This is a genomic window from Bradyrhizobium algeriense, from assembly GCF_036924595.1.
Lineage (GTDB): Bacteria > Pseudomonadota > Alphaproteobacteria > Rhizobiales > Xanthobacteraceae > Bradyrhizobium > Bradyrhizobium algeriense.
Genome location: NZ_JAZHRV010000001.1, coordinates 6,843,359 through 6,866,497 on the forward strand (window position 1 = coordinate 6,843,359; position 23,139 = coordinate 6,866,497).

21 protein-coding genes are annotated in these 23,139 nt (G+C 62.3%); 10 read left to right on the forward strand and 11 right to left on the reverse strand.

The annotated features are described in order from the left end of the window. Positions 1 to 3 precede the first annotated feature (3 nt). Both phbB and V1286_RS32975 read right to left on the reverse strand, forming a co-directional pair. Positions 4 to 729 (reverse strand): acetoacetyl-CoA reductase, encoded by a 726-nt coding sequence (gene phbB, locus V1286_RS32970; RefSeq protein WP_108512500.1) that lies wholly within the window; start codon positions 727 to 729, stop codon positions 4 to 6. A gap of 257 nt (positions 730 to 986) precedes the next feature. Further along, positions 987 to 2,165, reverse strand: a complete 1,179-nt coding sequence (locus tag V1286_RS32975) for an acetyl-CoA C-acetyltransferase (protein ID WP_334487050.1) — start codon at positions 2,163 to 2,165, stop codon at positions 987 to 989. A gap of 305 nt (positions 2,166 to 2,470) precedes the next feature. Here V1286_RS32975 and phaR point away from each other — a divergent pair, with 305 nt between their 5' ends. The 3 genes from phaR (at position 2,471) to V1286_RS32990 (ending at position 6,164) form a co-directional block, all read left to right on the forward strand. Beyond that, the gene (phaR, locus tag V1286_RS32980) at positions 2,471 to 3,070 is read left to right on the forward strand and encodes a polyhydroxyalkanoate synthesis repressor PhaR (protein ID WP_108512502.1); all 600 of its coding nucleotides are present in this window, start codon (positions 2,471 to 2,473) and stop codon (positions 3,068 to 3,070) included. A 218-nt stretch (positions 3,071 to 3,288) separates the two neighbouring features. After that, a complete protein-coding gene (locus V1286_RS32985) occupies positions 3,289 to 4,572 on the forward strand; it encodes an IS4 family transposase (protein ID WP_334489483.1) in 1,284 nt (427 codons plus the stop codon). Between the two features lie 308 nt (positions 4,573 to 4,880). After that, entirely contained in the window at positions 4,881 to 6,164 is a 1,284-nt protein-coding gene (locus tag V1286_RS32990) for an IS4 family transposase (RefSeq protein ID WP_334489483.1), read from the forward strand. Between the two features lie 30 nt (positions 6,165 to 6,194). Here V1286_RS32990 and V1286_RS32995 read toward each other — a convergent pair whose 3' ends face one another. Then, a complete protein-coding gene (locus tag V1286_RS32995; protein ID WP_334487053.1) occupies positions 6,195 to 7,889 on the reverse strand; it encodes a bifunctional diguanylate cyclase/phosphodiesterase in 1,695 nt (564 codons plus the stop codon). A gap of 235 nt (positions 7,890 to 8,124) precedes the next feature. Here V1286_RS32995 and V1286_RS33000 point away from each other — a divergent pair, with 235 nt between their 5' ends. Next, positions 8,125 to 8,409 carry a hypothetical protein gene (locus V1286_RS33000; RefSeq protein WP_334487056.1) on the forward strand — a complete coding sequence of 95 codons (285 nt, stop codon included), beginning with the start codon at positions 8,125 to 8,127 and terminating at the stop codon, positions 8,407 to 8,409. Between the two features lie 89 nt (positions 8,410 to 8,498). On the opposite strand, the gene V1286_RS33005 is transcribed toward V1286_RS33000, so the two are convergent. From V1286_RS33005 to mtgA, 3 genes are all read right to left on the reverse strand, one after another. Further along, positions 8,499 to 9,266: a hypothetical protein gene (locus V1286_RS33005; protein WP_334487058.1), complete on the reverse strand. Its 768-nt coding sequence runs from the start codon at positions 9,264 to 9,266 to the stop codon at positions 8,499 to 8,501. A gap of 130 nt (positions 9,267 to 9,396) precedes the next feature. After that, positions 9,397 to 9,579, reverse strand: coding sequence for a 50S ribosomal protein L32 (gene rpmF, locus V1286_RS33010; protein ID WP_028347701.1), 183 nt, complete (start codon positions 9,577 to 9,579; stop codon positions 9,397 to 9,399). 152 nt (positions 9,580 to 9,731) lie between these two features. After that, positions 9,732 to 10,403 (reverse strand): monofunctional biosynthetic peptidoglycan transglycosylase, encoded by a 672-nt coding sequence (mtgA, locus tag V1286_RS33015; RefSeq protein ID WP_334490060.1) that lies wholly within the window; start codon positions 10,401 to 10,403, stop codon positions 9,732 to 9,734. Between the two features lie 176 nt (positions 10,404 to 10,579). On the opposite strand from mtgA, the gene V1286_RS33020 reads away from it, so the two are divergent. Then, positions 10,580 to 11,500: a polyprenyl synthetase family protein gene (locus tag V1286_RS33020; protein WP_334487060.1), complete on the forward strand. Its 921-nt coding sequence runs from the start codon at positions 10,580 to 10,582 to the stop codon at positions 11,498 to 11,500. A 146-nt stretch (positions 11,501 to 11,646) separates the two neighbouring features. After that, on the forward strand, positions 11,647 to 12,327 hold the full coding sequence (locus tag V1286_RS33025) for a DUF1345 domain-containing protein (RefSeq protein ID WP_334487063.1): 681 nt from the start codon (positions 11,647 to 11,649) through the stop codon (positions 12,325 to 12,327). A gap of 85 nt (positions 12,328 to 12,412) precedes the next feature. Here V1286_RS33025 and V1286_RS33030 read toward each other — a convergent pair whose 3' ends face one another. Both V1286_RS33030 and V1286_RS33035 read right to left on the reverse strand, forming a co-directional pair. Further along, positions 12,413 to 14,188, reverse strand: a complete 1,776-nt coding sequence (locus V1286_RS33030; RefSeq protein ID WP_334487065.1) for a caspase family protein — start codon at positions 14,186 to 14,188, stop codon at positions 12,413 to 12,415. A 241-nt stretch (positions 14,189 to 14,429) separates the two neighbouring features. Continuing rightward, positions 14,430 to 14,858, reverse strand: a complete 429-nt coding sequence (locus tag V1286_RS33035) for a GFA family protein (RefSeq protein ID WP_334487066.1) — start codon at positions 14,856 to 14,858, stop codon at positions 14,430 to 14,432. 101 nt (positions 14,859 to 14,959) lie between these two features. On the opposite strand from V1286_RS33035, the gene V1286_RS33040 reads away from it, so the two are divergent. The 3 genes from V1286_RS33040 (at position 14,960) to V1286_RS33050 (ending at position 17,592) form a co-directional block, all read left to right on the forward strand. Then, positions 14,960 to 15,334: a nuclear transport factor 2 family protein gene (locus V1286_RS33040; RefSeq protein WP_334487069.1), complete on the forward strand. Its 375-nt coding sequence runs from the start codon at positions 14,960 to 14,962 to the stop codon at positions 15,332 to 15,334. A gap of 27 nt (positions 15,335 to 15,361) precedes the next feature. Beyond that, complete coding sequence (locus tag V1286_RS33045) at positions 15,362 to 15,748, forward strand: nuclear transport factor 2 family protein (protein ID WP_417021208.1); 387 nt, start codon at positions 15,362 to 15,364, stop codon at positions 15,746 to 15,748. Between the two features lie 236 nt (positions 15,749 to 15,984). Beyond that, positions 15,985 to 17,592, forward strand: a complete 1,608-nt coding sequence (locus V1286_RS33050) for a Na+/H+ antiporter (protein WP_334487072.1) — start codon at positions 15,985 to 15,987, stop codon at positions 17,590 to 17,592. A 158-nt stretch (positions 17,593 to 17,750) separates the two neighbouring features. Here V1286_RS33050 and V1286_RS33055 read toward each other — a convergent pair whose 3' ends face one another. Then, positions 17,751 to 19,091: a Rieske 2Fe-2S domain-containing protein gene (locus tag V1286_RS33055; protein WP_334487076.1), complete on the reverse strand. Its 1,341-nt coding sequence runs from the start codon at positions 19,089 to 19,091 to the stop codon at positions 17,751 to 17,753. A gap of 314 nt (positions 19,092 to 19,405) precedes the next feature. Here V1286_RS33055 and V1286_RS33060 point away from each other — a divergent pair, with 314 nt between their 5' ends. After that, positions 19,406 to 20,266 carry an outer membrane protein gene (locus tag V1286_RS33060; protein ID WP_334487078.1) on the forward strand — a complete coding sequence of 287 codons (861 nt, stop codon included), beginning with the start codon at positions 19,406 to 19,408 and terminating at the stop codon, positions 20,264 to 20,266. Between the two features lie 183 nt (positions 20,267 to 20,449). Here V1286_RS33060 and V1286_RS33065 read toward each other — a convergent pair whose 3' ends face one another. After that, positions 20,450 to 21,955, reverse strand: coding sequence for a toll/interleukin-1 receptor domain-containing protein (locus V1286_RS33065; RefSeq protein ID WP_334487081.1), 1,506 nt, complete (start codon positions 21,953 to 21,955; stop codon positions 20,450 to 20,452). 180 nt (positions 21,956 to 22,135) lie between these two features. Next, positions 22,136 to 23,029: a TauD/TfdA dioxygenase family protein gene (locus tag V1286_RS33070; RefSeq protein ID WP_334487083.1), complete on the reverse strand. Its 894-nt coding sequence runs from the start codon at positions 23,027 to 23,029 to the stop codon at positions 22,136 to 22,138. Positions 23,030 to 23,139 lie beyond the last annotated feature (110 nt).

Here is a 23,139-nt window from a genome sequence, read left to right on the forward strand (position 1 = left end):
CAGTCAAACCATGTACTGACCGCCGTTGACCGTCATGGTCGAGCCGGTGATGCCTCCGGCCTCATCGGCGGCGAGGAACACCACCGCGCGGGCGATTTCCTCGGGCTCGCCGAGGCGATTGACCGGGATCAGCGGCAGAATGCTTTTCTCCAGCACCTCCTTCGGCACCGCCTGCACCATTTCGGTGTTGATGTAGCCGGGGCAGATCGCATTCACTGTGATGCCGCCCTTGGCGTTCTCCAGCGCGAGCGCCTTGGTGAAGCCGATGTCGCCGGCCTTGGCCGCGGAATAATTGACCTGGCCGAACTGGCCCTTCTGGCCGTTGATCGAGGAGATGTTGATGACGCGGCCGAATTTGCGGGCGCGCATGCCTTCGATCACCTGGCGCGTCATGTTGAACAGCGAGCCGAGATTGGTGTTGATGACCGCGTTCCACTGATCGAGCGTCATCTTGTGGAAGGCACCGTCCTTGGTGATGCCGGCGTTGTTGATCAGCACGTCGACCGGACCGAGATCGGCTTCGACCTGCTTGACGCCGGCCGCGCACGCATCGAACGAGCTGACGTCCCATTTGTAGACGGGGATACCGGTCTCGGATTTGAATTTTTCTGCGGCGGCGTCGTTGCCGGCGTAGCTCGCCGCCACCGTGTAGCCCGCAGCCTTCAGCGCCTTGCTGATCGCCGCGCCAATGCCTCTCGTCCCCCCCGTAACCAATGCAACACGTGCCATGTCGTAATCCTCCTTGGTGGTCTTCTTTCTATGCCGGAATTGCTCCGGTCTTTTGACGAAACTCAATCTTCAGGTTTTGAAGCGCTCTTGTTCTGCTGCGCTCTTGTTTTCAAGCGCTCTTGTTTTTCAAGCGCTCCTGGAAACGCTTGCGCAAGATGAAAATGCCCGGCGCGAGACCGGGCATTTCATCTTTACCAATTCGAGCTGCGGTTGCGAGATGATCTTTTCATCATTCAACCAGTCACTCTGCCTTTAGTTCAGTCGCGTGCAATGCACATCGCGATGCCCATGCCGCCGCCGATGCACAGCGTGGCGAGGCCCTTCTTGGCATCGCGCTTCTGCATCTCGTGCAGCAGCGTCACCAGCACGCGCGCGCCTGATGCGCCGACCGGGTGGCCGATCGCGATCGCGCCGCCATTGACGTTGACCTTGCCGGTATCCCAGCCGAGGTCCTTGTTGACCGCGCAGGCCTGCGCCGCAAACGCCTCGTTGGCTTCGACCAGATCGAGATCGCCGACATTCCAGCCAGCCTTCTTCAGCGCGGCGCGCGAGGCCGGGATCGGGCCCGAGCCCATGATCTTGGGATCGACGCCGGCCTGAGCCCAGGACACGATGCGGCCAAGCGGCTTCTTGCCTTCCTTGGCGGCTTGTTTCGCGGTCATCAGCACCACGGCGGCGGCGCCGTCATTGATGCCGGACGCGCTGCCGGCGGTGACGGTGCCATCCTTCTCGAAGGCCGGCTTCAGCTTGGCCATCGCGTCGATGGTCGCGCCATGGCGCGGATATTCGTCGTCGGCAACGATGATATCGCCCTTGCGGGTCTTGATGGTCACCGGAACGATTTCGTCCTTGAACTTGCCGGCCTTCTGCGCGGCCTCGGCCTTGTTCTGCGACGTGACGGCGAACTCGTCCTGCTGGGCGCGGGTGATCTGCCACTGCCGCGCGACGTTCTCCGCGGTGTTGCCCATGTGGTAGCCGTTGAAGGCGTCCCACAGGCCGTCCTTGATCATGGTGTCGACCAGTTCGAGGCCGCCCATCTTGACGCCGCCGCGCAGATATTGCGCGTGCGGGGCCATGCTCATGGATTCCTGGCCGCCGGCGACCACGATTTCGGAATCGCCGTTGAGCAGTGCCTGATAGCCCAGCGCCACCGTGCGCAGACCGCTGCCGCAAAGCTGGTTGACGCCCCAGGCCGGGCTTTCTACCGGAATACCGGCGGCGATCGAAGCCTGGCGGGCCGGGTTCTGGCCCTGGGCTGCCGTCAGTATCTGGCCCATGATGACTTCGGAGACGCGGCCAGGCTCGATGCCGGCCCGCTCAAGCGCGGCCTTGATGGCGACGGCGCCGAGGTCATGGGCAGGCATGGTGGCGAACGCGCCGTTGAAACTGCCGACCGGGGTGCGGGCGGCGCTGACGATGACGACATCGTCTGACATGGACATCTCCTGAGGTTGAGGTTTCTTGTGACGGCGGGCGGCCGGACGGCGTGCCTGTCTCTCGCCTTATCCTCATAACCTCGTTGACCCATGTCAATCGGCGAGGGCCCAAAATCCTGCCGCGGCGCATTCAAATTGATCCACGTGAGGGTTTCCATAGCAGCGTCCATGCCTTGGAATTAACCGTGCCGCACAAAACGGTAGCCGAACGGCATTGAAAATGCTTACTTTGCTGCGTTGCGTTGCTCGTCTGCCCGTCGGCAATGCCGTCGGGTTCCCCGCTCTCGGTGTCGATGTGTGAGCCCATGGCAAAGTCAGATCAACCTACGACCATCAAGAAATACGCCAACCGGCGGCTCTATAATACCGGCACCAGCACCTATGTGACGCTCGAGGATCTCGCGGCGATGGTGAAGGATGGCGAGGATTTTCTCGTCTATGACGCCAAGACCGGCGATGACATCACCCGCTCGGTGCTGGCGCAGATCATCTTCGAACAGGAAAACAAGGCCGGACAGAATCTGTTGCCGACCACTTTCCTGCGGCAGTTGATCCGCTTCTACGGCGACAGCATGCAGATGGTGGTGCCGAAATATCTGGAGCAGTCGATCGACACGCTGACGCGCGAACAGGAAAAATTCCGCAAGCAGCTCACCAACACTTTCAGCGGAACGCCGTTCGCGCCGCTCGAGGAACACGTCCGCCGCAACATGGAATTGTTTCAGCAGACGTTCTCGATGTTCAAGCCGTTCGTGCCGCCGCGCCCCGGCTCAAGCACGACCGAGCCCGAGAAGGTGCCGGAGCCGGCGCCCGACGAAGACAATATCGACGATCTTCGCCGCCAGATGAAGGACATGCAGGAACGCCTCGAGCGCATGTCGAAAGAGCCAAAGAAGGAAGAGTAGTTATCGTCGTCCCTGCGAACGCACTAGGGTTTCTACACGTCTGGCGCGACAGATTGACTCGGTGGGTCATGATGTTATCCCGCGTTTGCGGTTTGTATGATTCTGTTTCTGACGCTTTGATTCGAAGGAGCGTCGGAGATGGAGCACGAGCCGGATTTGTCACTGGGTGAGTTTGGCGACGTTCGCCTCGATAAAAGGGGGCGGCGTTTGTGCAGGCTATGCTTTGCACGCGCAGTGTCTGCTTGCGCCGGATGGCGCAGGGTGACTGGGCCGCGTACATGGCGTACTGGCGGTTCGTGAACAATCCGCAAGTCACGACCGATCGACTGATTGAAGGCTGGAGCAGGCAGACGGCGACCGTGGTCGGCGGGCGTCATGTGCTGGCGATCCAGGACACCAGCGAGGTCAAGTTTCAGACGCGGCAGGGATGTCGGCGTGGACTGGGCAAAGTCGGCAAAGGCAATGCCCGCGGCGTGTTGCTGCATGCCATGATAGCGGTCGATGCCGACAGCGGGGCCTGTCTCGGTCTCACCGGCGGCAAGGTGTGGACGCGCAGGGGCAAAGTTAAGACCCCTCACGACGAGCGGGAGTTGGCCAACAAGGAGTCGGCGCGCTGGGTTACGACGGCTGAGCAGGGCTGCGAGGTTCTGGCTGCGGCGCGCATGATCACCGTCATCAATGACCGTGAAGGGGAGTTCTTTGCGCACTGGGCGCTGACGCCCGGCGACAACGTCCACCTGCTGACGCGGGCTATGCATGATCATGCGCTGGCCGACGGCGGAACCCTTTATCAAGCGGTGGAGCGAGTTCGCTTCTGCGACAAGGCGGTGATCGATCTGCCGCAGCGGATGGATCGCCACGGTCGCCAAGCCCATCTCTCGCTGCGCTTTGGAACCGTCGTGCTTAAGCGGCCGGCGCGACCCGGCGTGAAGGAACTGCCTGAAGGCGTCAAAGTCAGCTTCGTGGAAGTCGTCGAGTTGCACCCCCCGAAGGGGGCTGAGCCCGTTCATTGGCTGCTCTTGACCACTCATTCGATCGCCAATGCGGCCGATGCTTGGCGGATCGTCTCCTGGTACAAGCAGCGCTGGATCATCGAACAGCTCTTTCGCTCGTTGAAGAACCAGGGCTTGCGAATCGAGGACAGTCAGCTCGAAAGCGCCGAGGCCCTGATCAAGCTCGTGACGATCGCTACTAAAGCGGCATGTATCGTCATTCAACTCGTTCAGGCCCGCAATGGTGGCGAACAATTGTCGGTCAAATGCGCCTTCACCCCCGAAGAAATCGAAGCACTTGCCGCCATCAACAAAACCATGAAAGGCAGGACCGAGCTTCAGAAGAACCCGCATCGCCCCCACACGCTTCAGTGGGCGGCATGGATCATCGCCAAGCTCGGCGGATGGACCGGCTACGCCTCGCATCGGCCACCCGGACCAATCACATTTCACAACGGAATGGCTCGCTTCCAAATCATCGTCGCTGCCAGAGCCATCGAAAATGTGTAGAAACGCTAGTGCGAACGCAGGGACCCATACCGCGTGATCTCTCGATTTAAGAACGGTGGTCGACGACCTGTCGTAACCACAAGCATTCGTGGTTATGGGTCCCTGCGTTCGCACTAGGGTTTCTACACGTCTGGCGCGACAGATTGACTCGGTGGGTCATGATGTTATCCCGCGTTTGCGGTTTGTATGATTCTGTTTCTGACGCTTTGATTCGAAGGAGCGTCGGAGATGGAGCACGAGCCGGATTTGTCACTGGGTGAGTTTGGCGACGTTCGCCTCGATAAAAGGGGGCGGCGTTTGTGCAGGCTATGCTTTGCACGCGCAGTGTCTGCTTGCGCCGGATGGCGCAGGGTGACTGGGCCGCGTACATGGCGTACTGGCGGTTCGTGAACAATCCGCAAGTCACGACCGATCGACTGATTGAAGGCTGGAGCAGGCAGACGGCGACCGTGGTCGGCGGGCGTCATGTGCTGGCGATCCAGGACACCAGCGAGGTCAAGTTTCAGACGCGGCAGGGATGTCGGCGTGGACTGGGCAAAGTCGGCAAAGGCAATGCCCGCGGCGTGTTGCTGCATGCCATGATAGCGGTCGATGCCGACAGCGGGGCCTGTCTCGGTCTCACCGGCGGCAAGGTGTGGACGCGCAGGGGCAAAGTTAAGACCCCTCACGACGAGCGGGAGTTGGCCAACAAGGAGTCGGCGCGCTGGGTTACGACGGCTGAGCAGGGCTGCGAGGTTCTGGCTGCGGCGCGCATGATCACCGTCATCAATGACCGTGAAGGGGAGTTCTTTGCGCACTGGGCGCTGACGCCCGGCGACAACGTCCACCTGCTGACGCGGGCTATGCATGATCATGCGCTGGCCGACGGCGGAACCCTTTATCAAGCGGTGGAGCGAGTTCGCTTCTGCGACAAGGCGGTGATCGATCTGCCGCAGCGGATGGATCGCCACGGTCGCCAAGCCCATCTCTCGCTGCGCTTTGGAACCGTCGTGCTTAAGCGGCCGGCGCGACCCGGCGTGAAGGAACTGCCTGAAGGCGTCAAAGTCAGCTTCGTGGAAGTCGTCGAGTTGCACCCCCCGAAGGGGGCTGAGCCCGTTCATTGGCTGCTCTTGACCACTCATTCGATCGCCAATGCGGCCGATGCTTGGCGGATCGTCTCCTGGTACAAGCAGCGCTGGATCATCGAACAGCTCTTTCGCTCGTTGAAGAACCAGGGCTTGCGAATCGAGGACAGTCAGCTCGAAAGCGCCGAGGCCCTGATCAAGCTCGTGACGATCGCTACTAAAGCGGCATGTATCGTCATTCAACTCGTTCAGGCCCGCAATGGTGGCGAACAATTGTCGGTCAAATGCGCCTTCACCCCCGAAGAAATCGAAGCACTTGCCGCCATCAACAAAACCATGAAAGGCAGGACCGAGCTTCAGAAGAACCCGCATCGCCCCCACACGCTTCAGTGGGCGGCATGGATCATCGCCAAGCTCGGCGGATGGACCGGCTACGCCTCGCATCGGCCACCCGGACCAATCACATTTCACAACGGAATGGCTCGCTTCCAAATCATCGTCGCTGCCAGAGCCATCGAAAATGTGTAGAAACGCTAGTGCGTTCGCAGGGACGACAAGCTATCCCGTCGCCGGCAACACCGTCTCAGCCTGCGCAGCCCATGGCCGTTCCGGCGAGGCCAGCCCGATCAGGCGGCCCTGGATGTAATCGCAGCCCCATTCGCGCAGCATCACGGCGGCTTCCTCGTCCTGCACCCATTCCGCCACCGTCTTGATCTGCAGGCGGTTGGCCAGATCGATCAGCGTATGCACGAAGGCGCGATCGTCCGCGGAGCGTGCGATGTTCTGCACGAAGGCGCCGTCGATCTTCACGATATCGACGCCGAGCTTGCGCAAATTCCGGAATGAAGTGTAACCGGCGCCGAAATCGTCGATTGCGATCTGGCTGCCGAAGTTTTTCAGTCGCGTAATGAAGCCCCTGATGTCATCGATATCCTGGATCGCAACCGTTTCGGTGATTTCGACGATCAGCCGCTCACCGGCGCCGGGATGCGCCTGCATCAGCGATTCGATTGAAGTCCACCAGTCCGGATCCATCGTGGTGTCGGGAGAGATGTTGAGGCTGAGCCGCACGTTCGGCGACGCCGCAAGTTCGGCGACCACGAGTTCGAGCACGCGGTGATCGACCAGCCGGATCAGCCCCAATCGCTCGGCGACCGGAACGATATCGGGCGCCAGCAGCGCCTGCCCGTCCGCCTGCTCCATCCGCACCAGGCACTCGTAGAACGCCGGCTGCCGCGAGCGTGCTTCGACCACCGGCTCAAACGCCGTGACGATGCGGCGCTCGTTCAGCGCCGTGACGATCTCGTCGGTGACGCGGATGTTGACGCGGCGCTGGGCATCGCGTTCGACATTCGGACGCCACAGCGAGAACGATCCGGCGCGGCGGCGCTTGGCGCCATCGAGTGTTTCCTGGGCGCGGGTGATGGCCTCATCGGCAGTGCGGGCGTAGCGCGGGATGCTGATCGCGCCGATCGAGGCCGTCACCGAGACCGGGCCGGATTTGGTCGGGATCACCTCGTCGCGGATCCCTGCCAGGAAGCGCTCGGCCGCGGTATTGGTGTCGTCGACGGTGCAGTTCCTCAAGACCAGCCCGAACTTGTTACCGGAGAACCGGCCGAGCACATCGCCGCCGCGCAGCTTGGCGCGGATGCGTTTTCCGACTTCGGCGATCACGGCGTCCGCTACATCGAAGCCAAAGGCGTCGTTGACGCGTGCCAGATGATCGATGCCGATCAGCATGAAAGCGGAGGACGATCGGAAACGCATGGTTTCTTCGATCGACTCCGCCAGTGAGGCGACGAGATGCGTGCGATTGAGTTCACCGGTCAGCGGGTCGTGCCTCGACAGCCGCATGAGCTGTTCGTCGCGGGCGTGGCGCTCGTTATTGATACGGACGATACCTTGCGCGCGCACCGGCTTGCCGTCGGGCCCGGCAAACCAGCAACCGGTCTCCTCGATCCAGATCACTGGCGCCGAGGCCGCGGCCCGTACGCCATATTCGATCCGGTAGGCGACCCCTTCTTCGCCAGTCCGCGCCGGCCCCGATTGAGCAAGCGCCTCGCTGCGGATCGAACGGGAGGGCTCGATCAGCCTGGCGAAGCCGGAACCGCTGGCCAGCGCCTCCGGTGGAATATCGGTGAAGACCGCACCGGCATTGTCGCTCCAGGCGATGGTGTCGGCCGCCAGGTCCCAGACGAAAGCAGCCTGCCCGAGCGAGGCAAGGATGCTGGCGGCTTGCGGGACATGGGGCATCGGGTCGCCTCAATTCGGGACACCAGCGGGGTGATTCCCAACATCCTGAGGATAGTGGGTCTTTCGAATCGCAGGCTAGGCCAAGTTCATAAATAATCCGGAAACCACGTTTCGCAGACTTTCCGGACCCGGCGGGAACGAACCGGAAGGAAGCGGCATAGGCCTTGCGAGGTCAGATCGCAGGTGGGGCGTAACGTCCCAAAACGTGACAGTTTAGCCGGGTTTTCGGTGCGCGATGCTGGATATCGATCGATCAGACGAAATTTCGGACGGCGAGTTCGTCAACCTCGACGAGCCGGCCCGCGGCGAGCTGGTGCCGGTGACCCAGTCCGTGCAGTTTTCGCCGAGACCGGCGCCGCGGCCCGATCCAACCTTCGTTGCGCAGCTGATCGCGACTGCCGACCGGGCGCCGCAAACCCGCAGCCTGAGGCGGGCTTCGCTGGCGGATGCGCAGACAGCCTACGGCGCCAGCCAGATCCGGCGTTGCGGCACCGGCTTCCGGACCCGGCAAACCATCTAGCTTTTTGTTTTGACGCGTTTTCTTGACGCGAACCGGGATCCACCCACGGATCAAGTCCAAGGGCATGCTGCGCTCGAAAACGCTATGGATCAGCGCTGAGGCGTGTCCGGCTTATCCGGCGGTGGTGGAAAGCCTGGGCCCGGCTGCAGTCCCGGTGACGGGACCTCCGGCGACTGGACTTCCGGCGACGAGACTTCCGGTGAATGGGCCTCCGGCGAATGGACTTCCGGAGACGGCGTTTTCGGCGGGGCCGCCTCGGGCGCGGCGGCGGGCTGCACCGGCTTCGGCTCGGCGAGGTCCTTCAACACGGATTCGGCAACAGAGACTGCCGGCGGCACCGATGGCGCAGCAGACGCAGGTGCGGCAGCCGGCGCGGGGTCGAGCTTGGGCTCGGCCGCCGGTGTCTCGACTTTTTCGGCAGCTTTTGGCGGAGGTTCGGCGGCTTTAGGCTGAGGCGCAGGGGCAGGCGCCGCCGCTACCGCAACTGCCCGGCGTCGCGTTCGCAATGCGAGGCCGGAGAGGAAATCCACCAGCGCCAGCACCGTCAGCAGGAAATAGGTCGACGTACCGAACTTCGGCCACAGCACGAATTCGGCCGCCGCTGCCCCGAACACGATCAGCGACAGCAGATGGTCGGTGAGATATTTCGCGCCGGGACGCGCGCCCTTGATGACTTCGGCCAGCAGCAGCAGGATGGCGAGCGTAAGCAGTACGTCGCTCAGCGTCACCGTCCATTCCGCCCCCGACATCAACGTCAGCTTCAGATCCAGCGGCTCGGTGAACGATACGCCGGGCATCAGGAAGACGATGATGTTGTAGATCGCGAGCGGAATCAGAAGCAGCGGAAAACCGACCATGGGTATCGCGCCTTCCTAGGAATACCGGATTGTCCCCGGGCAATCGCTTCGCCCAATGGAACCGTTGGCCCACTCGTTGGCCAAATTCGGGCAGACGCCGCCAAAAGCGGCGCCTTATCCCCGAATCCGATCAGGATTCCTTCTTTTTCAGCACCTGCCGGCCCTTGTACATGCCGGTCTTGAGGTCGAGGTGGTGCGGCCGGCGCAGTTCGCCGGAATCCTTGTCTTCGGCATAGGTCGGCTTCTTCAGCGCGTCCGCCGAGCGGCGCATGCCACGCCGCGAGGGCGATGTTTTTCTTCTGGGAACGGCCATAACGGTCCTCTAGGGGTGTTGTCGGAGGCATCGTCCGAAACGGACGACCCAGCGCTGCGCGCACGGGCTGCGATGCCGATAAGGCCGCGCTTATAGAGGATGGGATGGCGTAAAGCTAGGCCGGCTTGCGGTTAAAGGGACTGAAAATTGGCTCAAAAAGCGCGATTTTCGGTCCAGCAGCGGGGCACGGCGTTGGCCCGGGCCATATAGGTCCCGGCCAGACGGCGTACCCCAGGGCCGGGATTGCGGGCGCTGCGCCTGGCGGGATTGGGCAGGATCGCCGCCAGCAAGGCGGCCTCGCGCGCGGAAAGCGTGGCCGCCGAATGGCCGAACGCGTACATTGACCCGGCCTCTGCCCCGAATTGTCCTGATGGCCCGAGCTCGGCGATGTTGAGGTAAATTTCCAGGATCCGCTGCTTCGGCAGCACCAGATCGATCCACATCGCAAGCGGCAGTTCCAGCGCCTTGCGGACCACGCTGCGGCCCGGCCACAGGAACAGGTTTTTCGCCACCTGCTGGGTGATGGTCGAACCGCCGCGGGCAGGCTCGCCATCCTCGGCATCATCGATCGCGTCCTGCAGCGCGTCCCAATCGACCCCACGATGGCTGCAGAACCTGGCGTCTTCGGAGCCCACCACCGAGCGCGGCAGTGAGGGCGAAATCGCTTTGAAATCGACCCATTGCCGGGACACCGGCGCGCCCTTGAGCCAGCGCCAAGCCATCAGCGCCGACACCGGATGGCCGGTTCGGTAGAACGGCGTCACGAGATAGGGCAGCAACAGCACCGCGAGCAGGATCAGCAGCAAAATTCGGACAATGCGCAAATTGGACGCTTCCGGTTGAGCCCAGGCCGGCCCGGGGCCGATGAATTGGCCCCACCCACGTGACATCTCCATGATATTTCGTGCGTTTTCCAGCGCTTTTGTGACCGGGATCATGGAATTGACGAAGCCCTTGCCATCAACGATTGTCCGGCCAAATTGATCTGGAGCTATTCTTAATGATCCCCGCCACTGCCGATTTTTCCAAACGCCTGGACCAGACCGCGGACGATACCGAAGCCCTGCTGGCGAAGCTGCTGTCCGATACGCTGCTGCCCGACGAGATCGTGCGGCCGAAGCGGCTGATGGAGGCGATGCGCTATTCCAGCCTCAACGGCGGAAAGCGGCTGCGCCCTTTTCTGGTGGTCGAAAGTTCGGCCGTGTTCGGCGTCCCGCGCGAAGCCGCCCTTTTGGTCGGCGCCGCGCTGGAATGCATCCACTGCTATTCCCTGATCCACGACGACCTGCCGGCAATGGACAACAGCGACCTGCGCCGCGGCCGGCCCACGCTGCACAAGAAGACCGACGACGCCACCGCGATCCTCGCCGGCGACGGTCTGTTGACGCTGGCGTTCGACATTGTCACCCGCGATGAGATCCACAACGACGCTACGGTACGCCTGCTCCTGACGCGAGCGCTGGCGCGCGCCTCCGGCATTGGCGGCATGGTCGGCGGCCAGATCCTGGACCTCGCCGGGGAGGGGCGGTTCGGCGACCGCGAGCCGGTCGACGTGGCGCGGCTGCAGCAGATGAAGACCGGCGCGCTGTTGCGCTATGGGTGCATCGCCGGCGCGATCCTCGGCCAGTCCACGCCGAGCGAGTATCAGGCGCTCGACGATTACGGCCGCGCGCTCGGCGAGGCCTTCCAGATCGCCGACGACCTGCTCGACGTCGAGGGCGACGCGGCGGCCCTCGGCAAGCAGACCGGGCAGGATGCGGCGCTCGGCAAGACCACCTTCGTCACCCAGCTCGGCATCGACGGCGCCAAGCAGCGCGTGCGCGACCTGCTGGCGCGCGCCGATTCAGCACTTTCGATCTTCGGGACAAAGGGCGACACATTGCGGGCAGCCGCGCGCTTCGTCGCGGAGCGCAAGAGCTAGAGCATGATCCGGAAAAGTGGGTACCGGTTTTCCCTCGCGACAAACGCGGAACGCGTTTGCGCGGAGATCATGCTCAAAACAAAATGATAGAGAGGGATGACGCTTCGAAGAAGAGTTATCCCTCTCTATCGCAATAAGGGCAGCGGATGAGCAGGGAATTCGAAGAACACCTTGTTCGGTTCCGCAACCTGCCGCTGCCGGTCCGCGTGGTCTATGGCAGGCCGCGCACCTTCATCGCGCTCGCCGTCGGCGTCATCGCGTTCTTCCTGCTGCCCGGCACGCTGCGGCTGCCGACGCGGCTTGTCGTGGGATGGGACGTCTTCGCCGCACTGTACCTCGTGCTCGCCTACATCATGATGCTGCGCTGTGACGTCGGCCATATCCGCCGCAGCGCGGTGATGCAGGACGACGGGCGCTTCGTGATGCTGCTGGTCACCGCGCTCGGCGCCTTTGCGAGCCTTGCCGCGATCGTGTTCGAGCTTGGCGCCTCGAAGGGCAACCCGGCCGGGCTGATCCTGGCCACGGTGACGATCGTACTGTCATGGGCCACCGTTCACACCGCCTTCTCGCTGCACTACGCGCACGAGTTTTACCGCGGCAGCGAGCCGGGCGGCCTGCAGTTTCCGGGCGGCGACGCGCATGCCGAGGCTGATTACTGGGACTTCGTCTACTTCTCGTTCGTGATCGGCATGACCGCGCAGGTCTCCGACGTCGGCATCACCGACAGGGTCATCCGCCGCACCGCGACCGTACACGGCATCATCTCGTTCGTGTTCAACACGGCGCTGCTGGCGCTGATGGTGAATATCGCGGCGAGCGCGATCTAGTCCCCGTCGCCCCGGCGCCTTGAATCTGGCCCCGGCCTCCTGCCGTGAGGAGCCGGGGCCGTAGCGTGTTAACACGCGGCTGTGGCTACGGGCACACGCCCGACATGATGGCCCCGTAGGAGTGGCAACCCACCTGACGTTCCTGGCCGGTAAGCGGCCGGCCTGTAGATGAGTACCCTGCACCGGTCGGTCCCTGAGAACGCCTGACAATGACTTGCCGTGGTTCCCGAGCTTGCCTTGCTTCGGGAACGCGCCGTGATTCCGGCCTGTCGCGCGTTGCCACCGGCTTTTTGGCGCGACGCGGCTCGCATTCATTATCATCGTTGAGGAACGAGCCCTCGGCACAGGTGATTTTCGTGCAGCGCTCGCCGTCGACCTTGTAGCCGTGTTCGCAGACCAGCGGGCACACCCGTGACGACTTCAGCTTGATCGTATCGAGCGTATCGATGCTGGCGACCTTGGTATCGAGCTTGGTCCCGGCGTAGCGGTTGAACAGCGTCAGCGATCGCTGCGAGACGCTGTTCCAGTTGCCATCGGCATTGCCGGCCAGGCAGCCGACGCGGCGCAGTTCGGCCTGCACCGATTTGGTGACGTCGGCTTGCGGCGGCCCCGCGGCGAGGGCAGCAACGTTCACCGCCTTGTCCTTGTCAGCGGGCGCCGGAGCGGACGCCTTGTCGGCGGTAGCGCTTTCGGCAGCGACACGCTTCTGTTCGGCCGCGGCCGCCTGTTCCTGCGCCAATTGCTTGGCCTTTTCAGCCGCGACGCGCGCCTGCTCGGCAGCCTTGGCTTCGGCCTCGGCCTTTGCCTGCTGCGACTTCTGGGCGCCCTCGGCGGCGAGCCGTGCCCGCTCCTGTTCGGCCAGCCGCGCTTTTTCAGTCGCCGCGACGCGGGTTTCCTCGGCGGCGATCTTGTCGAGCTGAAGCTTGGCAAGGCTTGCATAGAAGCCATCGGGATATTGCGCGAGGAAGGCGTTGAGCGCGCTCTTGTTGCCTATCTGCAGCGCGAGTTCGTAATCGCGGCGGGCCTCGGCCTGCGCGCTCTGGGCGGGTGTCGGAGCGGCCGCCGCCGCGGGCGCCTGACGGGGCGCCGGTACCAGCGGCACGTCGTCACCGCCGAGCGAACCATACACAAAGGGTTCCTGCCGGTTGTTGGTGGTCTTGAGCACCTCGTCGCGCACGAAGCCGAAGGCGCGGCGCACGTCGAGCCCGGGCTTCGTCAAATGATGCGACAGCGCCGCCGTGAACGGGCTGTTCTTGCCGTCGCCATCGGCCGCGGTGGACCCGGCCTTCGCCGAATAGGCGATCAGAACGTTCGGGCTGGTCGGCTCGACCTTGGCCAGGCCCTGCCCGATCGCGCGCGAAGCGACCGTGCGCTTCATGGTCCGGGAGAACGGATTGTCGCGGCAGGCGTCGAGAATCACCAACCGCAATTTCTTGGCCGGCTCGATCGCGATCAGAATGCGGTCGAGCGAGAGGCCTTCGTCGTAGATGTCGGTGTCGCGTTCCAGCCGGGCATCGACGGGGATCAGGTAGTTCGCGCCGTCCACCTCGATGCCGTGGCCGGCATAATAGACCACCGCGATATCGGCATCGCGCGCGCGGTCGGCGAAGTCGCGCAACGCGCGACGGGTTTCGGCTGCGGCCATGTCCCGGCGGGAATCGACGACGTCAAAGCCGGCATCTTTCAGCGTCGCCGCGATCCTGGCGCTGTCGTTAACCGGATTGGCCAGCGGTGCGACATTCTGGTAGTTGGAATTGCCGAGCACCAGCGCCACGCGCTTTTCGGCAACCGCCGGCCCGCTCACCAGCAGGAAGGTGGCGGCTGCAAGTGCCCATCGGCACAACTTTTGCGATCCAGACATCATCATGACTCCTCCGGAGCCTCGTACTTTTTTACCACACCGGCCTGCCTATCAGAAGCCACAGCCCGGCTTTGTGAGTTAAGTCACGAACCACGCCAACGTGAATCGCGCCCTCGCCTTATCGTTAGTCGGGCCAGCGCCCCGTCGGTTCGGCCATGGCCGATCACCTTTTCCGCCGGGTTCCCGCCCAGGTATAAACCTCCGGCGACGAGCATGTATTCCCCGGAGCAGCGTGAGCCGCTCAACGCGGCTCGACATGCTCCCGGTATTGCGGCAGGTCGTCCGTGATCGCAAACCACGATGCCTTGGAGCCGACAAAAATGTGAGCCGTCGGGCGGATCGAGGGATCATCGACCAGCGTGCCCATGGCGACATGGACGAAAGCGCCTTCACGCACCACCGAATAGAGCAACGAACCGCATTTCCGGCAATGCGCGTCGTGGCCGGCCTCGTCGCCATAGATCATGAGATCGTCCTCGCCCTTGGTGACACTGAATTTGTCGCGCGCGATGCCGGCGAACGGCTTGAACGCCGCGCCGGTGGTGCGCCGGCAATTCGAGCAATGGCAGTTCAAGGCGTAGCCGAATTCGTCAGCCACGGCATAGCTGACCGCGCGGCAAAAGCATTCTCCGGCAAGAATGCGAGCATTCGATTTTGCTGAACCCGCCACCTGCAACTCCTCGCAACCGTGATCAAGTCAGCCTAGCGCAACGAAGAGGTTCGTGGCTTAATTCAATTCGAACAAATTTCTTTTCGCCGGGAGGAACTGCCGTGAGTCACGACCGATCGACCGTGGAAGCCGTGGTCAAGAATTATTTCGATGGCCTTTATGAAGGCGATGCCGACAAGCTCGGCGCGATATTCGACCCCACTGCCGATCTGCGCTGGCTGGAAAAGGGCGAGTTGCAGGTGCTGACCGTGCCGGACTGGCTCGATCGCGTGCGCAAGCGCCCCTCAGCCAAGGCTGAAGGCAAGCCGCGCGAGGATTTCATCGTCATGATCGACCGCTCCGACGATCAGACCGCCTTCATCAAGGTACGCTGCCAGTTGCCGCCGCGCTATTTCACCGACTATCTGGTGGCAATGAAATTGCGCGACGGCTGGAAGATCGTATCCAAATCCTACCGCTACGATCTGCGCGAGTAGCGATTTCCAACCAAACGGGGCTTAATCATGCAGCAATCCGTGAACCATGATCTTTCTACCGTAGAGGCCGCAGTCCAGCACTATTTCGACGGCGTGTACGAAGGCGACGTCGAGAAGTTGGGGGCCGTCTTTCACCCGTCCGCCGACCTGCGCTCGTTGGAGAACGGCAAGCTGCGAGTTCTTACCCTGCCTGCCTGGCTGGACTGGATGAAAAAGCAGCCTTCGGCCAAGGCTGAAGGAAAGCCGCGTGAGGATTTCATCGTCACCGTCGACCATTCGGACAATCAGACCGCCTTCATCAAGGTACGCTGCCAATTGCCGCCGCGCTATTTCACCGACTATCTGGTGGCAATGAAACTGCGCGACGGCTGGAAAATAGTCTCGAAATCCTACCGCTACGATCTGCGCGAGTAATATCGACTCAGGCTTGGGCACCCGCCGGCGCGGTGTCTGCACCGCCACTGCGGCGGCCAAGATTGCCCCGGATCATGCGCATCACGACGGCCGATTGCAGCAGCCGTGTCAGCGGCGCCTCCTGACGCACGCGTCACAAATTTGTCAGGGGCGGCCTGAAAACGCTTCGCCCTTCGCCCGTGAGCGCGCGCCTTGCGCATTGACCTTGCGGTTTTTCCCTGCGAATGGGGGCGATCATGGAAGCCAAATTTCAGATCTTCTTGATCCTGCTCGCGGTGCTGGCAGGGACCGCGTTGCTGGCGCGGCGAATCCACGTCGCGCCGGCCATCCTGCTGCTGCTCGCCGGCATCGCGCTCGCCTTCGTGCCCGGCATGCCGACGGTGGAATTGCCGCCTGAATTGGTGCTGCTCGTATTCCTGCCGCCGCTGATCTATTCGGCGAGCGTCGCCATGAGCTGGCGCGAATTCAAATCCAATCTCCGTCCGATCATCCTGCTGTCGGTCGGCTGCGTGATCTTCACCGCCTTCGCGGTCGCGACCGCGACGCATTATCTGATCGGGCTGCCCTGGGGCGTCGGCTTCCTGCTGGGGGCGATCGTCGCGCCGCCGGACGTGGTGGCGCCGCTGGCGATTGCGCGCAAGCTCGGCATGCCGCGCCGCATCCTCGTCGTGCTCGAGGGCGAGGGGCTTGCCAACGATGCCACCGCATTGATCCTCTACCGGTTCGCGGTGGCGGCGATTTCGACCGGGCTGTTCTCGCTGCCGAAGGCCACCGGCACCTTTGCCGTCATCGTGGTCGGCGAAATCCTGTTCGGTGTGGCAGTCGGATGGCTCTCCTTGCGCGCACGCCATCGTGCGCGGGACCCTCAGGTCGAGATCACGCTGTCGCTGATCACCCCCTACCTCGCCTTCTGGATCCCCGAGCATCTCGGCGGCTCCGGCGTGATCGCAACGGTAGCCTGCGGGCTCTACATAAGCTGGAACGGACCGCTTTTGATTTCATCGGCGACCCGCCTGCAGGGCATCTTCTTCTGGGACCTCGTGATCTATCTGGTCGAGGGCTCGCTGTTCCTGCTGACGGGATTCCAGATGCGGCTGCTGTTCGAGAAATCGAAGGCGTTTCCGCTGCAGGATATCCTGTTCGCCACCGCGCTGGTCGCAATCATCGTCATCCTGGCCCGCTTTGCCTGGGTCTACCCCGCAACCTATCTGCCGCGTCTGATCAGCAGACGAATCCGTGAACGTGATCCGCCGCCATCCTGGCAGACCGTGTTCGTGGTGGCCTTCACCGGCGTGCGCGGCGCGGTGTCGCTCGCAGCGGCGCTGGCGTTGCCATTGGCACTGCCCGGCGGTGAGGGCTTTCCCCACCGCGACATGATCCTGTTCGTTGCCTTCGGCGTCATCTTCATCACCCTGGTGGGATTGGGGCTTGGCTTGCCGGCGGTGGTGCGATGGCTCGGGGTCGCCAAAGACGGCCGCAGTGAGCATGTCACGGAACATGAGGCCGAGATCGCGGCCCGGCGCGAGGCGCTTGATGCCGCGCTCAAGTCGCTCGACACCATCACCGACGACCGCGAACTCTCCGATGAAGTCGTGAAGCTACTCAGGGCACGCCACGAGATCCGCAGCAATCAGCTCCCGGATTCGCTCGATCCCGAAGCCCACGACGTTTCTGCGGCCGGCACCGCCCTGACGCGGGAATTGATCGCGGCGGAACGGAAATTCATCCACGCCCTGCTCCGCGACGGCAAGATCACCGACGAAACCAGACGCCGGATCGAGCGCGACCTCGATCTGGAGGAAGCGAGCTTGAGCAATCGAGAGTACCGGAAGATTCTGCTGTAGTTGTCGTCCTGGCCAAGCGCAGCGCGAGCCGGGACCCATACGCTGCGGCGGTAATCATCCGGCACGGAGGTCGTTTTCTTCCACAACGCAAGCCTGTGGTTATGGGTCCCCGCGCGCAATTGCGCACTAGGCGGGGACGACTCGCCGAGAGAGCGCAGCTACTCTGCCGCCGCATTCCTGCCGGGATGACCGACATAGCCGGCCGCGTCGCCGAACCGCTCGATCATGACCGCGGTGAGGTCCTTTGTCTTGCTGGTGACGCAGGCGCCGGATCGCACCGCGTAGCGGTCCTGATGCTTGAGGTGCGGCGGCGCCTCACCCTTCTGCAGCGCGCGGGCGGCATCCATGACGAGCTTGCGGAAATGCATGATGCCGAGATCGGTCGGGCCGAGATGTTCGCGGGTGCGGTCGGCGATCGGACCCTGGCTGTCCTGCACGGCGGCGTCCTGTTCGGACACGCCCTTGATGCCGGTGTAGCTATGGGTCTTCTGCAGCTTGCGATCGATCAGATAGTCGTTCGCCTTGTTGCGCCGCGGAATATAGTTCTCGTCGACCTCCGACATCACGCCGTTGCCGCGGTCATAGCCGTCGCGCTCGGCCTGCGTCAGCGGCCGCTCCGGATTCCAGGCATAGGTGTAGATCCAGCAGCTCGTATCGTTCACCGGAATGAAACTCTGGCCGAAAATATTCTCACCCGGCATCGAACTCGGCGCATAGGCGTGAACCGGCATCAGGAATTGAGCGATCCGCCAGTAAATGTTGTCGGTTCCGGTGAGCCGTCCGCCGGCGACCGTGAGGCCGGCCTCGTGCGGATTGATCTTGATCACCGGGCGCGGGTCTTCGGCGATCCATCGCATATGGTCGGTCGCGACCCGTACAAGCGGATTCACAAAGTGCTTCTTGATGTCGAGGATCTCGTTCTCTTCCTTTTCAAAGGACAGATGCGCGAAGGTGAAATGCGCGGTGTCGATCGAGCCTTCCAGCGCCTGTACCCAGTTGCAGTCCTGCCATTTCTTCGAGACATAGCGATGTGAGGCCGGCAGCAGCGCCATTTCCAGATCAGGCAATTCCGGCATCTGGTCCGCCGGGCCCATATAGGCCCAGATCATGTCGCCCCATTCCCGCGCCGGATAGGACTTGATGCGGATCAGGTCCTTGGCGTTGAGATCGGGATAGGAGGTCGGCATGTCGACGCAAGCGCCCTCGGTGTCGAACTTCCAGCCGTGATAGACGCAGCGGATGCCGCATTCCTCGTTGCGGCCGAGCCAGAGATTGGCGCCGCGATGCGGGCAATATTGATCGATGACGCCGACCACGCCGCGGGTGTCGCGAAAGGCGAGCAGCTCCTCGCCCATGACCACGATCTTTTTTGGCGTACCGTCGGGCTCGGGCAATTCGGCCGACAGCAACACCGGGATCCAGAAGCGGCGCAGCAGCTCGCCCACGCCGGTGCCTGCACCGCTCTCGGTGAGGAATTTGTTGTCTTCTGCGCGGAGCATGGGGCGACCTCCGGGTTGTTGTTTTGCTTTTGATTAAGCTTGACGCGGGATCGCACGGGCGTCAACGCGCGCGACTTCATGGGACATCTGCTGTCGGCGGCGAAGCCAGACGACTACTCACCTCAGGCCGCTACTATTTGAAAATGAAAGGAAATTCTTCGCACGCCATTTACGACGCCCGCCGTGCTGGAGGTGTCGCGCGAGTCCGGTGATTCGCCACACCCACTGATTGTCCGCGACTGTTGCAGAAGAGGGACGGACGAATACGCAATCCACCAGTAAGTTGGTTCCCAGTTTGAATTCGGAATTGTCTTATGGATACCTATTTGGGGCCTCTGATGAAAAGAATTGCCATTGCAGCTGCGGTTGTCTCCCTGCTCTTCGCCGGCGCTGCTTCGGCGGCCGACCTGGACGCCAAGGCTCCGCCGCCCGTGGCGCCAGTTTTCTCGTGGACTGGCTTCTACGTCGGCGGCAACGTCGGCGGCGCATTCACCAATGACACGGCGTTCGGCATCACCGACCCGAATAACACGCTGGGCCTGACAGGCGGCTTGGTGCCGATCAACTTCTCGGCGTCGCCGACCAGCGTAATTGGCGGCGTTCACGCGGGCTACAACTGGCAGGTCGGGCCGACCTGGCTAGTCGGCATCGAAGGCGATTTCAGCTTTACGTCGCTGCGTTACCAAGGCTCGCTGTCACCTTTCGTCAGCGCTCTCCCGCCGGCGAACAGCTTCTCGAACTCCAATCTGCGGATCGATAACCTCGCCACCATCCGCGGCCGTCTTGGGTGGACCCAAAATCAGTGGTTGCTCTACGTGACAGGCGGCGGCGCATGGATGCACGCAGATGCCTCGGGCGACGTTGGTTGTCCCAATACGGGCGTATTTGCCTGTGGCTTCAACTCCCGCAATCCGTTCTCGTCGGACCTCAATAAATGGGGCTGGGTGGCCGGCGTCGGTGGTGAATTCAAAGTCACAAACAACTGGATCTTCGGCCTCGAATATCTTTACTACAGGTTTGACGGTGCCACCTTCGCAGCCCGGAACGTCGATATCACGACCGGCGCTGCGACCGGCCGTTGCTGCGCGCTCTACAATTTCAACGACTTCGAAATTCATTCGGTGCGTGCGCGTCTGAGCTATCAATTCGGTGCTCCGGTCGTCGCCAAATACTGATCGGCGCTCCAACGAAGTCAAAGCCCCGGCATCGTCCGGGGCTTTTTCATGTTCGAGCGGCCGCCTCACACCGGCCGTTCTCTTCATCCGGTCCGACGGCGACTCGTAGACCGCCGACATGTTGGCGAACAGCGTGTCGCTGACGCGCGGCCCCACCTGTCTTGGGTCCGACGGGTAGCGCCGTTACGCCGCTGCGGTCAGCCCGACCTTCGTTTGCGCGCCCGATACGATCCGGCCAAGCGCCAGCAGGACCTTGGAAGTGAAGTCTTCATTCAGGACGCGCGTGCTGTCACAGAAGGCCTGCAGCACGGTCACGAACTCGGCCTTGTTCTGCAGAAGCTCGCGGTCGTCGGCAGTCGCGAGCATTTTGCGCGCGGCGGCATAAAGCTTGCTCTTTTCCGTCTCCCAGATGCCCGACTTCCTCTCGATCTCGCCGGTCGGCAAATCGCCGAGGATTTGAAGAATGCTTTCGGGCTCGTTCAAGCCGGCGTCCTGGCTGTACCACAGCAGGTAGTCCAGTTGCTGGATCATCTCGGCAATTCTTCCGCGCAGATCATGCAACGTCGCATTGAAGCTATTTGGCGAGAATTCGCTGGTCTTGCCTTCAAGGAACATGAATCGATACTGCAGTCCGATGGAAATCGCCTTCAGCAGCATCGTTGTAGTCGGATCACCGTAGTCCTTGTACCTGATCTCGACGATGTAGATGTGAAATTCGCGCACGCCGCTGTAATAGATGACGCTTCGCGCAACGAACATTCTGAACGCGCGGTCCTTTTCTTGCGAGGTGACGACCTGCCGATTGTCCCGGAAATCGCCGCGCATGGCCGCCGACGTCAGCATTTGAATGGTGGAAGTCCAGCAGCGGGCGATGTCTTCCTCCCCGATACTTTCGGCAAATTGCGACCAGGGAACCGGCCCGCCTTGCGGCGCCTGAAATCCGAACGAATCAAACCGGCCGAAGAATTCGACGGTCGCATCCGACAAGGCGTCGCCGCGGCCGGGCTGGCTCGCCGCAAGGCTTGTACGAACGACGATCTTGCGTTCGGGAAAATTCTCCTGGTAGACGCGCTTCTGCAGTTCAAGATGAACGACGTTGAAGAGACGCGCTGAGGATTCGAGCAATTGCTCATTGAAAGCCTCCTGCTCTTCGTCGGAGAGCTGGATCGACTGGTTGATGATCCCCTGGATGCGCTTGAACAGCCTGAAGATCGGACTTTTCTTCAAGGCGCCGTTGGCGGCGCCGGCCGGGTTCGCCGGGTTTTTCAGGGCGGCGGGGTCCACCACCATCGGATCGAACGGTGCATTGATCTGCAGCGCCTGAATATCGGACATGGTCTCCGGCGTCTTGGTGAAGACGGCGACCGGAATCATGATCCGGTCCTGAGTCGGAAAATGCTCCATCTTCGGAGAATGCGAGATCGAGGCATCGAAATAGCCGACTTCGAAGCCGGTGAACGAATGGCTCACTTTTTGTTTGCCGGTGGCTACGACTAGTAGAATGTCGGTGTCATCAAGATCGGCCTTCAGCCGGTCACGCCAGTTCGAGCCAAGCGAGAATTCAACGTCGATGGTCAGCTTGAGAATGGCGGGATTGAAAGCGCGCCGCAGTTCTTCGGCGATCGCGGTGGCGAGATCCCTATCCTCGGAAGAATAACTGATGAATACGTGGAGCCGCTCTTCTGCCATTTCGCACCTCCGAAATATCATTTTGAATTTTATCGATAGACACTCCGTGCAACGGATGGTTGCGTAACGCGCCAAAGCCTATCCGGCGCGCAGGCGCGACAAATGTGACGTAGTTCACACAAGAGGGTTTTTATCTGGATAGCGAGATGGCAATAGCGCGTCGCGCCGGACGCGCCATCCTCACACCGGCCGCTCGCCCTTCACCGTCACCCGCGTGCCTGACCTTGTATGCGGCCAGTAGTCCCACATCGCACGGTGCTGGGCGCAGCGGTTGTCCCAGAAGGCGATGGCGTTTTCGGTCCAGCGGAAGCGGCACTGGAACAGCGGGTTTTCCGCGTGCTGGTAGAGATAGGCCAGCATGGCGTCGCTCTCGTCGCGGGGAATGCCTGTTATGAAGCGGGTGAAGCCGCGGTTGACGTAGAGCGCTTTCTTGCCCGTCACCGGATGGGTGCGCACCACGGGATGCTCGGCGCGCGGATATTTCACCCGGTCGGCGACGCCATAGTTGGCATAGAGCCCGCGATAGGTCTGCTCGCCGTCGTGCAGCGCGGTGAGGCCGTCGAGATAGGCCTTCATCCGATCCGACAGGGCCTCGTAGGCGGCATACATGTTGGCGAACAGCGTGTCGCCGCCGCGCGGCGGGCATTGCTTGATGTAGAGGATCGAGCCCATCGGCGGCTCGACGTCGCAGGACACGTCGGTATGCCAACCCTCGCCATTGGCGCGCGGCGAATCCTTGTCGGCATAGATCTTCATCAGCGCCGGGTCGCCCTCATTGGGCGCCGCCGGGTGCACATGCAATTCGCCGAACTTGCGCCCGAAGGCGAGGTGCTGATCGGGGCTGATGTGCTGGTCGCGGAAGAAGATCACGAGGTTTTCGGCGAGCGCGCGATGAATCTCGTCCATCTGGCGATTGGAGCGCGTGTCGTCCGAGACCAGATTGCCGATGTCGACGCCGGAAATTTCCGCGCCGATGATCGGGGTGAGTTTTTCGACGCTGATGGTCTCGTAGGGCTCGGTGTCGCCGGCGGTGTGCCTGTAGCGGGGTCCCTGCTTGCCGGACAACGAGCTCATGGCGTTTCTCCCAATCGTTCTTGATTGGGACGCATCGTAGCCCGGATGGAGCGAAGCGCAATCCGGGATCGGTCTATCGGCTCGCGAGAAAGACCCCGGGTTTCGCTTCG